Here is a 12,885-nt window from a genome sequence, read left to right as displayed (position 1 = left end):
CACTCGAAACACGACCCGCACAAAGAAGGAAATGAAGCCATGAAAAAGTCCATCCTCTCCGCCACCGGTCTCGCCGTCGCTCTCGCTTTCGCAATGCCGGCTCTGGGCAATGCCGCTGCCACCACGACCGCTGCTCCGGCTGCTTCCACGACCACCGCTCCGGCGACCACGACCGCCAAGCCCCCGGTGAAGAAGGTCGTCGCCAAGAAGCCCGTCAAGAAGCACAAGAAGGCGAAGAAGGTCGTCAAGACGGACGCCCCGAAGGCCTGATCCAGACAGCCAACAGGCTTGTCTGTAACAAGGCCGCTCCAGCACCCCCCCGGCTGGAGCGGCCTTGTCGTGTGAGCATGATTACCCGTTGATGGGTGCCGGCCACCCAGGACTTTAACCCGTTTGCAATGCCGGTCCGGTAGGATAGCCCGCATGAAGAAGCGGCTTTCATCCATTCTGCGCTCGATGGCCATCGGCGGCCTTGTGGCCTCGGCAATGGTCAGGGTGCTGATCCAGTTCACCGCCAGCCCGGTGCCCGATCCGGTGAGCGGGCGCACAGAGCCGTCGCTGTTTGCACCGGCAATCTCCAGCAGCTGGCAATACATCACACCATGGCAAAGCCTGCTGCTTACCGTGATCACCGGCGCGGCGCTGGCCTGCTTCTTCGGCTGGCTCGCGGTCGCCTGGGTCGAATACAAGGCGGCCGGATCAAGGCCGGATGCGGCATCCAGCGCACGGCAATTCCAGGCTCGTCGCGTCGCCAATCGCCAGGGCCGTTGAACCGCAGCATACACTTCCTAAATTTGTGAACGGCAGCACTTCCGGGAAGCCGGTTTGGCGCGCCGATCAAAATGGACGACGGCTTTCCCCCATGACAAAGTGAGAGCGACCCCTCGCGCGATACCGGTTCCCGATGCCTGAAATCAGTTCCAAACCCCGCACCAAGACCAAGCCGCGGACCGAGCGGCCGAAGCTCTACAAGGTCATCCTCATCAATGACGATTTTACGCCGCGCGAATTCGTGGTGACGGTGCTGAAGGGCGAGTTCAAGCTCAGCGAAGACCAGGCTAACCGGGTGATGATCACCGCGCACCGGCTCGGCGTTTGCGTCGTTGCCGTCTTCACCAGGGATGTCGCCGAGACCAAGGCGACACGGGCCGTCGACGCGGCCAAGGCCAAGGGGTACCCGCTGCTGTTTACGACGGAGCCGGAGGAGTAGGTTGAGCGTCTTTCTCCCCGTATAGTGACGGGGAGAAGGGATCCTTACCTTCCCTCTCTGTACCACATCGCGCCCATGGCCAGCAGCAGCAGGCAAAGGCCGAGGAAGCCGCCGAACAGGGGTACGCGCGAGACGGCTTTGAGCACGCTGTCGTCGGTGCTGCGCAGGCCGATCCAGTCTGCGCCCGAGGCCGCACCGGAGGCGCGGACCGGGACGATGGAGGGCAGGGTGACGCTGCCGGTGAGCTGGCCAAGGGTGGAGGAGGCCGCCAGCCGGCGCACGCTGCCGCCGGTGGCCTCAGTCGCAGCCTTCAACCGGTCCTCGGTAGAGACGACGTCGGAGAATTCCGGCGCGTTGACCGGGCCGACATGGGCGAGTGCGGTCAGGTCACCATTGCCGATCTGGTAGAGGCCGATCTCCTTGGTCTCGATGCTGCCCAGGAAAACGCCGGGTTCGGACTTCTCCAGCTTGACGATCAGCGCCTTGCCCGAAGGGGTGATCACCTGCGCCGGGCCGGGATCGTCGCTCATCGTCTGGCGGCGGATTTCCAGCATCATGCCGCGGCCGTCGGCGGTCAGCCGCTCTTCCTCGAGTTCAGGTTCCTTCATCAGCCAGTGGGCGATGCGGCGGTAAAGCTGGACATGCGGCCCGCCACCCTCGAAGCCGCGCGCCCATAGCCAGCCCTGATCGGACAGAAGCATGCCGACGCGGCCTTCGCCCTTATGATCGAGCAGAAGCAGCGGGCGGTTGTCGGCGCCCTTCATCACCACTTCGCCTTCGGGGTTCTGCACGCCGATGGTGCGGAACCAGCGGCTCCAGCGCGGCGGCTCGGTCGCCGAGCCGTCGAGGCCGCGCGTCACCGGATGGCGCTGGCCGAGATCGGTGAGGCGCGGATAGAAGGCCTTGTCGATGACTTCGCCGGTCGGCATTGCCGGCAGCGACGACATTAGCGGGGTGCGGGCGATCGAGGAGTCGCCGGCATATTCCGGCCCGGCGGCGATCAGCAGCGCGCCGCCCTTTTCGACGTATTCGGAGATGTAGTCGTAATAGAGGATCGGCAGCACGTCGCGGTGCTGGTAGCGGTCGAAGATGATGAGATCGAAATCCTTGATCTTCTCGACGAACAACTCGCGGGTCGGGAAGGCGATCAGCGACAGTTCGTTGATCGGCGTGCCGTCCTGCTTTTCCGGCGGCCGCAGAATGGTGAAATGGACGAGATCGACCGAGGCGTCGGATTTCAGCAGATTGCGCCACGTGCGCTCGCCGGCATGCGGTTCGCCGGAAACCAAAAGCACGCGCAAGTTCTCGCGGATGCCGTCGATCAGCGCGATGGCGCGGTTGTTGGCGTCGGTCAGTTCGCCCGGCTCGCGGTCAATAGAGAGTTCGACGATGTTGCGGCCGGCGCCGGGGATGGTCACCTGCAGCGGCATCGCCTGGCCGATGGTCGCTTCTTCGACCGCGACCTGCTCTCCATTGACCGAGACGCGGACATCGACCGGGCCGGTTTCGCCGTCGGTGGCGATGACGCGGTAGGTCATGTCGAGCGGCTTGCCGACGAGGCCGAAGCGTGGCGCGTTCTCGAAGCGGATGCGGCGGTCCTTCTCGTGCTCGTTGCCGGTGATCAGCGCGTGCAGCGGCGCATTGAAGTCGGGGGCGGCCGGTGCGTCATGCACCTCGCCATCGGTGATCATGATGGCGCCACCGATGCGCGAGGGCGGCACGTCGCGGAAAGCGCCTTCAAGCGCTGCAAAAAGCTTGGTCTCGGTGCGCTCGTCGGCGGCTTCCGACTTGCCGGCCTCGACGACGCGGACGTCGAACTGCTTGAAGCGGCCAAGGCGCTGCTGCAAACCGGCAAGCGCTTCGTCGGTCTGTTTGGTCCGGTCGCCGATATCCTGGCTCTGGCTGCGGTCGACGATGACGGCAACGACGCTCTTCAGCGCCTCGCGCTCCTCATCGAGGAAGACCGGATTGAGGAGTGCTGCGCCCAGCGCAATCAGCGCCGCGAAGCGGAAGATCGCGCCGCGCTGGCGAAACCACAAGCCGACAGCCGCCAGCACCAGCAGCGGTGCGAGCACCAAAGCCAGCAAGGGCCAGGACAGCAGCGGTTCGAAGGAAATCGACCAGTTCATAGGCTTACTGCCCCAGCCGTTCGAGCAGGATCGGCACGTGCACCTGGTCGGATTTGTAGTTGCCGGTCAGCATGTACATCATGATGTTGACGCCGGCGCGCAGCGCATAGATGCGCTGCATCGGATCCGATGGCACGGTCGGCAAAAGCGGGTCACCATTCTCGTCGACGGCCCAGGCGCCGGCAAAATCATTGGCGGTGATCAGGATCGGCGAGACGCCGTCGCCGACGCGTACCGGCCGATTCTCGGCATTGCTGGCCTCGAGCGAGGCTTCCACCCAGAGCGGGCTGCCGGAGAAGCGGCCGGGAAATTCGGGCAGGATGAAGAAGGATTTGGTCAGCACATGGTCGGCGGGCACCGGCTCCAGCGGCGGCACGTTGAGATTGCCGAGAATGTCGCGCAACCGTTCCGTCGCCGGGCTCGCCGAATCCGCACCGATGCCGTTGGCGAACTGGTCGCGCGTGTCGAACAGCACCGTGCCGCCCTGCTGCATATAGGCGTCGATGCGGGCGATCGCGGCTTGACTCGGCATCGGCGCGGAGGGATCGATCGGCCAGTAGATCAGCGGATAGAAGGAAAGCTCGTCCTTCGAGATATCGACGCCCGCCGGCGCGCCCGGCTCGAGCGCGGTCTTCTCGATCAGGAAGCGGGTCAAGCCTTCGAGCCCTGCGCGGCTGATCGAATCGTCACCGGGCACACCGGTCAGCACATAGGCGATGCGGGTCTTGGCAATGTCCTCGATAGCGGCGGCATCGCCGGGCTTGGCGTCGTCGGCGCGGGCGAGGTCGGCATGGCCAAACAGCATGCCGAGGCCAAGCAGCAGCGCAGCCGTCGTTGCCGCGGCCGATCGGGCGCGGCGCGGTCGGCGCGACATCAGCCCGCCCACCCAGAACACCGCCAGCGTGTCGAGCAGCATAAGCACAAGTGCCGCTGTGACCAGCGATCCCTTGAGGTCGCGCGATTCATCGAAAGCGTACTGGATATTGGTCACCGGCACTGTGAATTGCGGGCGCACCAGCGGCGCGAAGGCGGTGGCCGGGTCGAGCAGATTGTGGGCGAAAACGCCGGTTTCCGAGCCATAGAGGCCGGGCGGGTTCTCGAACGTCACCGGCAGCGAGCCGGCGCCAGGGACCAGCGGTCGTGCGTCCGGCGTCGGCGGCACCAAAGTGCCGTCGGCGGCTATCATGCGATAAGGCGCCAGCGACGTAGCAGCGGCTTCGGCGTTGGCAACCGCCGCACCCTGGTTGCGCGACAGCTGCACGATGCGCCGCAGCATCTCGACGAAGCTGCCGGAGATCGGCAGCGTCGACCATGTCGCTTCCGGGGTGATATGGAACAGCACCAGCGTGCCCTTGCCCTTCTTCAACCCGGTCACCAGCGGGGTGCCATCGGCAAGGGTTGCCCAGGTGCGCTCGACGATGTCCGGCGTCGGTTCGGCCAACACCTGCCGGCTCACCGTGACTTCGGCCGGCGGTGCGAGGTCGGCGAACGGGCCGTTCTTCGGGAATTCGGTCACCGCTTGCGGCGTCGTCCATGACAGCGCGCCGCCAAGCGAGCGCTCGCCGGTGCGCAGCCTGACCGGCAACAGATCATCGTCATTGCCGGCGGCGGCCAGCCGCGAACCGGCAAAGCGCACCAGCGTGCCGCCATTGTCGACCCAGTCGACCAGCCGCTGATGGACCTGCGGCGGAATGGTACCGATATCGGCCATGACGATCATCGCCGGCTTCTGGTCGAGAAGCTGCGGGATGGCGTCGGCGAGATCGACGCTCGACGGTTCGACCAGATCGGCGAAAGGCTGCAGCGCGCGCCTGATGTAATAGAGCGGCGACAGAAGCGGCTGCGCCTGGTCGGCCTCGGCCTGCGATAAAAGTCCGACGCGGCGGCGCTTGGAGCTTTCGTCGAGCACGCGCACAGCACCTGCCTGGCGTTCGCCGTCGAGCGCGATCGAGGCGAAGTCGTTGCGCAGTTCGAACGGCACCGCCATCGTGCCGGTGGCGGTAGTCTCACCCGGCGCGAAGGTCAGCGTCGCGTCGGCGATGCGGCGGCCCTTGTCGTCGAAGGCGCCGGCGGTGACTTGTGCCGGCGCCGGATCGCCGGGCGCGCGGATGGCGGTCAGGGCGAAGCCGTCGACCTGATTTTCGGCGCCAGTGAGCCCAGTCAGCGCCAGCCGGTCGGAATAGGCCCAGACGACACGGGCGGCGTTTTTCGACAGCAGTGTGTTGAAGGCGGCCTCGTCGCCCTTTGCCGCAAGGCCGTCGGCGAGAACGGCAACGCTGGCGCCGGGCAAGGTTTCCAGCACGCCGGCGACGCGGGCATAGACAGCGGGTCGGTCGGTCGGGATCGGCCTCGGCTTGGCGGCGCGCAGCCGGTCGAGGGCAGCCGCCGCATCGAAGGGGCCGATCTCGGCGTTCGGCTTTTCGGCGGTGAAGGCGATGACGACCGGTACGCCGTTCGAACCGGCATCGGCGATCAGCCGCTGGGCGGTGGCGACGCGCTTGCCCCAGTCGGCAGCACTCGCCCAGTCATTGTCGATGACGAGCGCCAGGGCGGCGCCCTCGGCCGGCAATTTTTCGCGCGGATTGAAAACGGGTTCGGCTAATGCCGCGACGACAAGGGCTGCCATCAACAGCCGCAGCAGCGTCAGCCACCACGGGCTCTGCTGCGGCGTTTCCTCGCGCTTCAGCACGCGAGCGAGGATCTTCAGCGGCGGAAACATTTCGGACTGCGGCTTGGGCGGTGTGAGCCTGAGCAGCCACCAGATCACCGGCAGCGCGAGCAGGCCCCACAACACCATGGGAGCGCCAAAGGAGAGCGGCAGCCAGCTCATGCGCCGGCCCTTCCCACGAATGCGCCATCGGCGGTCATCGCCATGTGGATGCGCACCAGCGCCTCGGAAGCGAGGCGATCGGTGTGGTTGACGGTGTAGCTCCAGCCGAGGCGCTTGCACCAGCTGGCCATCTCCTGGCGGCGGGCGGTGTAGAGCAGGCGGTATTCGTCGCCGAGCATTTCGGCGCGGCCGGCGGTCAACTTGTCGCCGGTCTCGGGATCGGTGAATTCGGTGCGGCCGGCATAAGGAAAGGTCTCCTCCGCCGGATCGGCAACCTCGATCAGATGCGCACGCACGCCATGCCGCGCCAGCACATCGAGCCATTCCATGGTCTCCTCGACCGGGTCGAGGAAATCGCTCACGACGACGATGTCGCAGAAGCGGCGGATGGCGGACAGGTCAGGCTTTGCTGGCAGGTCCGCGGCGTGCATCAACTGCGCTGCGATGCGCTCGGCGCCGTTGCGGGCGGTGAACGGATCTGTCAGGCCGGGCCATGCGATGCGCTCGCCGCTGCGCGACAAAAGTTCGGCCATGGCCAGTGCCAGCACCAGCGCGCGCGATTCCTTGGAAACGCTGGCGCCAGTCGATTTGTAGAGCATGGAGGGCGATGGGTCGGCCCAAAGCCACACCGTGTGGGCTGCTTCCCATTCGCGGTCGCGCACATAGGTGTGGTCGTCGCGGGCCGAACGGCGCCAGTCGATGCGCGAGGAATCGCCTTCGACATAGGGGCGGAACTGCCAGAAATTCTCGCCGATGCCGCGCTTGCGGCGGCCATGCCAGCCGGCAATTACCGTATTGACGATACGGCGTGCCTCGACCAGCAGGTCCGGCACCAGCGAAGCCCGCAACCGGCCCCTGGCGAGCGCGTCGCGCGTCGCTGCCGGTGCCTGGACTTCGCCGATACGCGCCATCAGATTCCTTTGGCCAGTTTCGCTACCACGTCGCGCACGGTCGTGCCCTCGGCGCGGGCGGCAAAGGTCAGCGCCATGCGGTGCTGCAGCACCGGTTCGGCCAGCGCGCGGATATCGTCCACCGACGGCGCCAGCCGCCCGTCATAAAGCGCGCGCGCACGGGCGCACAGCGTCAGCGCCTGGCTGGCGCGCGGGCCGGGACCCCAGGCGACATGCTTGTCGGTCTCGGCATTGCCCTGGCCGGGACGCGCCGAACGCACCAGTTTGAGGATGGCGTCGACGACGGTTTCGGGCACCGGCATACGGCGGATCAGCGTCTGGATTTCCCTCAGCCGCGCCGGCTGCAGCACGTTTTGCGCCTTGGCGTCCTCGATGCCGGTGGTTTCGAGCAGGATGCGCCGCTCGGCCTCGATTTCGGGATAAAGGATGTCGACCTGCATCAGGAAGCGGTCGAGCTGCGCTTCGGGCAGGGGATAGGTGCCTTCCTGCTCCAGCGGGTTTTGCGTCGCCAGTACATGGAAGGGCGCGGGCAGGTCGTGGCGAATGCCGGCGATGGTGACGTGATATTCCTGCATCGCCTGCAGCAGCGCCGACTGGGTGCGCGGCGAGGCGCGGTTGATCTCGTCGGCCATCAGCAATTGCGCGAAGATCGGGCCAGAGATGAAGCGGAAGGAGCGCTTGCCGGCCTCGTCCTGTTCCATCACCTCTGAGCCGAGAATGTCCGACGGCATCAGGTCGGGTGTGAACTGGATGCGGCGCGAATCGAGGCCGAGCACGACACCGAGCGTTTCGACCAGCTTGGTCTTGGCAAGGCCGGGCACGCCGACCAGCAGCGCATGGCCGCCGGCAAGCAGCGCCACCAGCGTGCGCTCGACCACCACTTCCTGGCCGAAAATGACACGGCCGACGCCGTCGCGCACCCTGGAAATATCGGCCAGCGCCGTCTCGGCCTGGGCGATCATGTCCTTTTCGCTGATTGGGCTTTCCTTGACCATTACGCTCATGCCGCATCGATCCTTGTGCTGGAAGTACCGGCTTGCACTGTAGTGCCTTAGAATGCCGCGATTCGGCTTCGCCTGGCGCCTACGAATGAATTTAAATCACAGACTTAGGCTGACAAGCGGAACAACAGTGACTATTTCGTGACCATGACGGAACGCTCCGAACATCGCGAACACAGCCTTGCTGCCGCAACCGAGGCGCGCGGTCTCGAAGCGTTGATCTCGCGTGCGGCTCGCGCCGGCAAGGGCGCGGCGCCGGTGGAGCGCTGGAATCCCGACTTCTGCGGCGATCTCGACATGGAGATCAAACAGGACGGAACGTGGTTCTATCTCGGTACGCCGATCGGCCGCATGCCGCTGGTGCAGCTGTTTTCCAGCGTGCTGCGCAAGGACGAGGATGGCAGGACCTATCTGGTGACGCCGGTCGAACGGGTCGGCATCCGCGTCGTGGACGCGCCTTTCATCGCGGTTGAAATGGATGTTTCCGGCGCCGGCGCCGAGCAGACCATCACTTTCCGCACTAATGTCGGCGATGTCGTCGAGGCCGGGCCTGGCCATCCGCTGCGCTTCGTCGACGAGAACGAGACCGGCGGGCTAAAACCCTATGTGCTGGTGCGCGGGCGGCTGGAAGCGCTGGTGGCGCGGCCGGTGATGTACGAACTGGTCGAGCATGGCGAGGAGATCGATATCGGCGGCAAGACGATGTTTGCCGTGCGCTCGAAAGGCGAAATCTATCCGATCATGCCGGCGGAAAAACTGAAGCGGCTGAGCGCATGATGGATCAGGTGAGGCCGCCGCCGTTTTCCACAGCGGATTTTCGCGCGCGGGTCGCGGCGCAAGCTGAAGCCCATGCCGGCGACGATTATGGCGATCATCGCTTCAACCCCGGCCATCCACGGTTGACGCAGCTCAAAGCGCTGCGCGACGCCGCGGTGCTGATCCCGGTCGTCGATCATGGACGCGATGCGACCGTGCTTTTGACCAAGCGGGCGGAAAAACTGCGCAGCCATTCCGGGCAGGTGGCTTTTCCTGGCGGCACCATTGATCCCACCGATGCGACCCCGGAAGCAGCGGCCTTGCGCGAGACCTTCGAGGAGATCGGCCTCGGCCATGACCGCATCGAGATCATCGGCCGCATGCCCGATTATGTCGCCGGCAGCGGCTATCGCATCGCGCCGGTGCTGGCGATCGTCGAGCCCGGTTTTACGCTGTCGCTCAATTCCGACGAGGTCGACGCCGCCTTCGAAGTGCCGCTTTCGTTCCTGATGGATCCGGCCAACCACACCAGGGACAGCCGCATGTGGAACGATCTGGAATGGTTCTTCTACGATATGCCCTATGGCGGCCAGCGCATCTGGGGCGTCACCGCCGGCATCATCCGCACGCTCTATGAAAGGCTCTATGCTTGAGTGATCCGATATCGCTGGCGGGCAGAGCCGACTGGCTGGGTGAAAAGCATCTGCAGCGGCTGCTTGCCGTGCTGGCGCAGGGCGGCGAGGAAGCCCGCATCGCGGGCGGCGCGGTGCGCAATGCGCTGATTGGGCAGCCGGTCGCCGATATCGACGTTGCTACCACTTGCCTGCCCGAGGAAACCGTTCGCCGCGCCGAGGCGGCGGGCTTCAAGGCGGTGCCGACCGGCATCGAGCACGGCACGATCACGGTGATTGCCGGCGGCGCGCCCTATGAGGTCACCACGCTGCGCGCCGACATCGAGACCGATGGCCGCCGCGCCAAAGTGTCGTTCGGCCGCGACTGGAAGGCCGACGCCGAACGGCGCGATTTCACCATCAACGCGCTCTATGCGGAGGCTGACGGGACGGTCGTGGACCTGGTCGGCGGCGCCGGCGATATCGAGGCACGAAGGCTGCGCTTCATTGGCGATGCCGAGCAGCGGATCCGCGAAGACTATCTGCGCATCCTGCGTTTCTTCCGCTTTTTCGCCTGGTATGGCGAGGGTCGGCCCGATGCCGAGGGATTGAAGGCCTGCGCCCGGCTCAAGGACGGTCTCGCCTATCTCTCGGCCGAACGCATCTGGTCCGAGCTGAAGAAGTTGTTATCGGCCCCAGATCCGTCGCGCGCCTTGCTGTGGATGCGCCAGGCCGGCGTGCTCACCAGCGCCCTGCCGGAAAGCGAGAAATGGGGCATCGATGCCATTCATGGGCTGACCAAGACAGAGAAGGATCTGGGCTGGGCGCCGGAGCCGCTGCTCAGGCTGGAGGCGATCGTGCCGCCCGATGCGGCGCGGATGAAGACACTGGCCGAGCGGCTGAAACTTTCGACCACTGAGGCGGAGCGCCTGCGCCACTGGGCGCTGACGGCTGCCGTCGAGCCCAAGACAAGCGAAGCGGAACTGGCCAAGAAACTCTATTCCGGCGAGCGCCAGGGTTTTCTCGATCGCCTGCGGCTGTCGCTGGCGTCGGCGCGAGCGCGGGCTCTCGAGGACAATGACGCGCTGGTTCAGGCCGGCGGGTTTTCGCGCCTGCTCGCTTTTGCGCTGAAATGGGAAAAACCGGTGTTCCCAGTCAAGGGCGGCGATCTGACGGCGCTTGGCGCGTCGCCGGGGCCAATACTCGGTGCGATCCTGAAAAACCTGGAAAAGGAATGGATCGGGTCCGGCTTTGCGCTCGATCGCGACGCGCTGCTGGAGCGCGCCGCGGAAGCCTTGAAGGCCAGATAGGACTGCTCAGGCCGCGTCGCGAACTTTCTCGATGCGCGAGCGGATCGCCTCGATCATCGTCTCGCGAATGACCGTTTCGCCATGTGTCTCGCGCATATGGTCGACGGCGCGGCGCATGACCTCGGCTTCCTCACCGGCACGGGTGTGCCACTCACAGCCGGGAACCAGCGAGCCGCAATGGAATTCCTTCATGGGGTTTTCTCCTTTTCCTCCTTGGAGCCTGTGCCTCTCATGGGCACACGAAGCTCCGCCATCTCTGTTCCGCGCCCTGTCACAGCAGTCGGTTTCGGGGGCACGCACGGGGGAGCTAGCATAACACGGTTCGACGGTTTTGGTTGCCGTGGGTGCGAAAAGGCGGAGCAGCGCTGCTCCGCCCCCTCTTGTCAGGCTAAGCCAAGGCAAGACCGTTCGGTCTTGTCCCCATCACTTCACGATCTTGACGGACTCGGCAACCTTGTTCTTGCCGCTCATGTCCCAGGAAACGCGGACCTTTTCGCCGGCCTTCAAGCCTGGATCCTTGAAGGTCTGGGGCAGCGTGAAGGTGGATCCATCGTCCAGAACAAGGCTCATGGCCGTGCCATCATAGGTCTTGACCGTGCCCGTGGTGTGCTTGACCGCGGCAAAGGCAATCGAGCCGGAAGCGAGAAGTGCAGCGGCGGTTGCCGATACAATGAGCTTTCGCATGGTAAGTACTCCTGGAGAATGCGGGCATTCGTTTGGGAAAATGCTCCGCCTTGTTCAGGGCCGTCCGGTAGCGTCGTGTCGCGACACCCTTCATTGCTCTCAAGGGAACCGCCGGCGCTTCCCGGCCCGGAAACGACAAATAGTCGTTTTATTCCAACTGCCTATTAGACGAAAAAGATAGTCGCTGCGCCACATTCCATCCCAAGATTCGGCGAATGGGACGCCATTGTGGCTCACGTTGCGCTCACCGATAGTTTACGGCCACCTGACCTCCGGCGGCAGGCTGGACAGGATCGAGGCGACATTGCCCCCGGTCTTCAGGCCGAAAATGGTGCCGCGATCGTGAAGCAAGTTGAATTCTGCGTAACGGCCGCGGCGAATGAGCTGCTCGTCGCGGTCGTCGTCGGTCCAGTTCTCGTTGAAATGGGCGCGAACCAGGTGTCCGTAGACGACAAGGAAAGAACGCCCGACATCCTGGACGAAGTTCAAATCGGCATTCCAGCCGCCTTTCTCCTCCCCCGAATGCAGCCAGTCGAAAAAGATGCCGCCGACGCCGCGCGGCTCGTGGCGGTGCGGCAGATAGAAATACTCGTCGCACCAGGCCTTGAATTTGGGGTGGTCGGCGATCGCAGCGTTCTTCTCGCAGGCGAACTGCATGGCTCGATGGAAGGCGACCGTGTCGGGGTGATCTTCCGTGCGGTTGCGGTCGAGCACCGGCGTCAGATCGGCGCCGCCGCCAAACCAGTGGCGCGACGTCACGACCATGCGGGTGTTCATGTGCACGGCCGGCACGTTGGGGTTCCAGGGATGCGCGATCAACGAAATGCCTGATGCCCAGAAGCTCGGGTCTTCCTCGGCGCCGGGCATCTGCTTCCTGAATTCGGGCGAGAATTCGCCATAGACGGTCGAAGTATGGACGCCGACCTTCTCGAAGACGCGGCCGCGCATCATCGACATGGCGCCGCCGCCGCCCTTGCCATGGTCTCGTTCCCACGGCGTCTTTTCGAAGCGGCCGGGCGACCATTCGGCCAGCGGACCGGTCAAGTCCTGCTCGATCTGCTCGAAGGTGGTGCAGATGCGCTCCCGCAGCGTCTCGAACCAGAGCCTGGCCTTCATTTTCTTCTGTTCGATGTCGGGTGGCAGGCCTGCCGGTATTTCTGGTCGTTCCAAAATGCTGTCTCCGGTCGCGGCCGACAAAGGACCTAGTGGAGTGAATTTGACATTTGCACACAGCGTGGCGCAGGGCACGATGCAAATGTCAAATTCGAAAACTCCACCAGAAACATAAACTTGCTAGCGGTCCTTGTGATTCCAACATTCGCAACGGCGCCTGGGGATTAGGGAGGCGAATGTTGGAATCGGACCACTAGCCTTTTCCGGGCGCGATCCCTAATCTCTTAGGGGCAAGGGTCAAGTGTCATCTGGTTCGGCCCAGGAGTTCTT

General features: G+C 64.7%; 13 protein-coding genes. 6 read left to right on the top strand and 7 right to left on the bottom strand.

Annotated elements, in window-relative coordinates:
• Positions 1–39: 39 nt before the first annotated feature.
• From AC3EML_RS28015 to clpS, 3 genes are all read left to right on the top strand, one after another.
• Positions 40–270, top strand: coding sequence for a hypothetical protein (locus AC3EML_RS28015; RefSeq protein WP_023670004.1), 231 nt, complete (start codon positions 40–42; stop codon positions 268–270).
• 153 nt (positions 271–423) lie between these two features.
• Complete coding sequence (locus tag AC3EML_RS28010) at positions 424–771, top strand: hypothetical protein (RefSeq protein WP_023713954.1); 348 nt, start codon at positions 424–426, stop codon at positions 769–771.
• Between the two features lie 133 nt (positions 772–904).
• Positions 905–1,210 carry an ATP-dependent Clp protease adapter ClpS gene (gene clpS, locus AC3EML_RS28005; RefSeq protein WP_023670006.1) on the top strand — a complete coding sequence of 102 codons (306 nt, stop codon included), beginning with the start codon at positions 905–907 and terminating at the stop codon, positions 1,208–1,210.
• 44 nt (positions 1,211–1,254) lie between these two features.
• Here the strand turns inward: clpS and AC3EML_RS28000 are convergent, their stop codons facing one another.
• From AC3EML_RS28000 to AC3EML_RS27985, 4 genes are read right to left on the bottom strand one after another with little or no spacing between them, the layout of a single operon-like run.
• Complete coding sequence (locus tag AC3EML_RS28000) at positions 1,255–3,339, bottom strand: hypothetical protein (RefSeq protein WP_352521358.1); 2,085 nt, start codon at positions 3,337–3,339, stop codon at positions 1,255–1,257.
• A 4-nt stretch (positions 3,340–3,343) separates the two neighbouring features.
• Positions 3,344–6,169: a DUF4159 domain-containing protein gene (locus AC3EML_RS27995; protein ID WP_352521357.1), complete on the bottom strand. Its 2,826-nt coding sequence runs from the start codon at positions 6,167–6,169 to the stop codon at positions 3,344–3,346.
• Positions 6,166–7,080 carry a DUF58 domain-containing protein gene (locus AC3EML_RS27990; RefSeq protein ID WP_023683683.1) on the bottom strand — a complete coding sequence of 305 codons (915 nt, stop codon included), beginning with the start codon at positions 7,078–7,080 and terminating at the stop codon, positions 6,166–6,168. The genes AC3EML_RS27995 and AC3EML_RS27990 overlap by 4 nt, the downstream gene beginning before the upstream one ends.
• On the bottom strand, positions 7,080–8,084 hold the full coding sequence (locus AC3EML_RS27985; RefSeq protein ID WP_023754586.1) for an AAA family ATPase: 1,005 nt from the start codon (positions 8,082–8,084) through the stop codon (positions 7,080–7,082). The genes AC3EML_RS27990 and AC3EML_RS27985 overlap by 1 nt, the downstream gene beginning before the upstream one ends.
• A 144-nt stretch (positions 8,085–8,228) precedes the next feature.
• Here AC3EML_RS27985 and AC3EML_RS27980 point away from each other — a divergent pair, with 144 nt between their 5' ends.
• From AC3EML_RS27980 to AC3EML_RS27970, 3 genes are read left to right on the top strand one after another with little or no spacing between them, the layout of a single operon-like run.
• Positions 8,229–8,858 (top strand): DUF1285 domain-containing protein, encoded by a 630-nt coding sequence (locus AC3EML_RS27980; RefSeq protein ID WP_023670010.1) that lies wholly within the window; start codon positions 8,229–8,231, stop codon positions 8,856–8,858.
• Entirely contained in the window at positions 8,858–9,490 is a 633-nt protein-coding gene (locus tag AC3EML_RS27975; RefSeq protein WP_023683684.1) for a CoA pyrophosphatase, read from the top strand. The genes AC3EML_RS27980 and AC3EML_RS27975 overlap by 1 nt, the downstream gene beginning before the upstream one ends.
• Positions 9,487–10,758, top strand: a complete 1,272-nt coding sequence (locus AC3EML_RS27970) for a CCA tRNA nucleotidyltransferase (protein ID WP_352521356.1) — start codon at positions 9,487–9,489, stop codon at positions 10,756–10,758. Before AC3EML_RS27975 ends, AC3EML_RS27970 begins: the two co-directional genes overlap by 4 nt.
• 6 nt (positions 10,759–10,764) lie before the next feature.
• On the opposite strand, the gene AC3EML_RS27965 is transcribed toward AC3EML_RS27970, so the two are convergent.
• The 3 genes from AC3EML_RS27965 to hemF form a co-directional block, all read right to left on the bottom strand.
• Positions 10,765–10,950: a DUF1059 domain-containing protein gene (locus tag AC3EML_RS27965; RefSeq protein WP_023670013.1), complete on the bottom strand. Its 186-nt coding sequence runs from the start codon at positions 10,948–10,950 to the stop codon at positions 10,765–10,767.
• A gap of 231 nt (positions 10,951–11,181) precedes the next feature.
• Entirely contained in the window at positions 11,182–11,442 is a 261-nt protein-coding gene (locus AC3EML_RS27960; protein WP_023683686.1) for a DUF1344 domain-containing protein, read from the bottom strand.
• Positions 11,443–11,697: 255 nt separating this feature from the next.
• Positions 11,698–12,612 (bottom strand): oxygen-dependent coproporphyrinogen oxidase, encoded by a 915-nt coding sequence (gene hemF, locus AC3EML_RS27955; protein ID WP_352521355.1) that lies wholly within the window; start codon positions 12,610–12,612, stop codon positions 11,698–11,700.
• Between the last annotated feature and the right edge of the window lie 273 nt (positions 12,613–12,885).

This window comes from Mesorhizobium sp. P170090 (assembly GCF_057786115.1).
The sequence above is the reverse complement of the archived record's forward strand: the minus strand, read 5'-3'. Positions and strand labels throughout refer to the sequence as shown.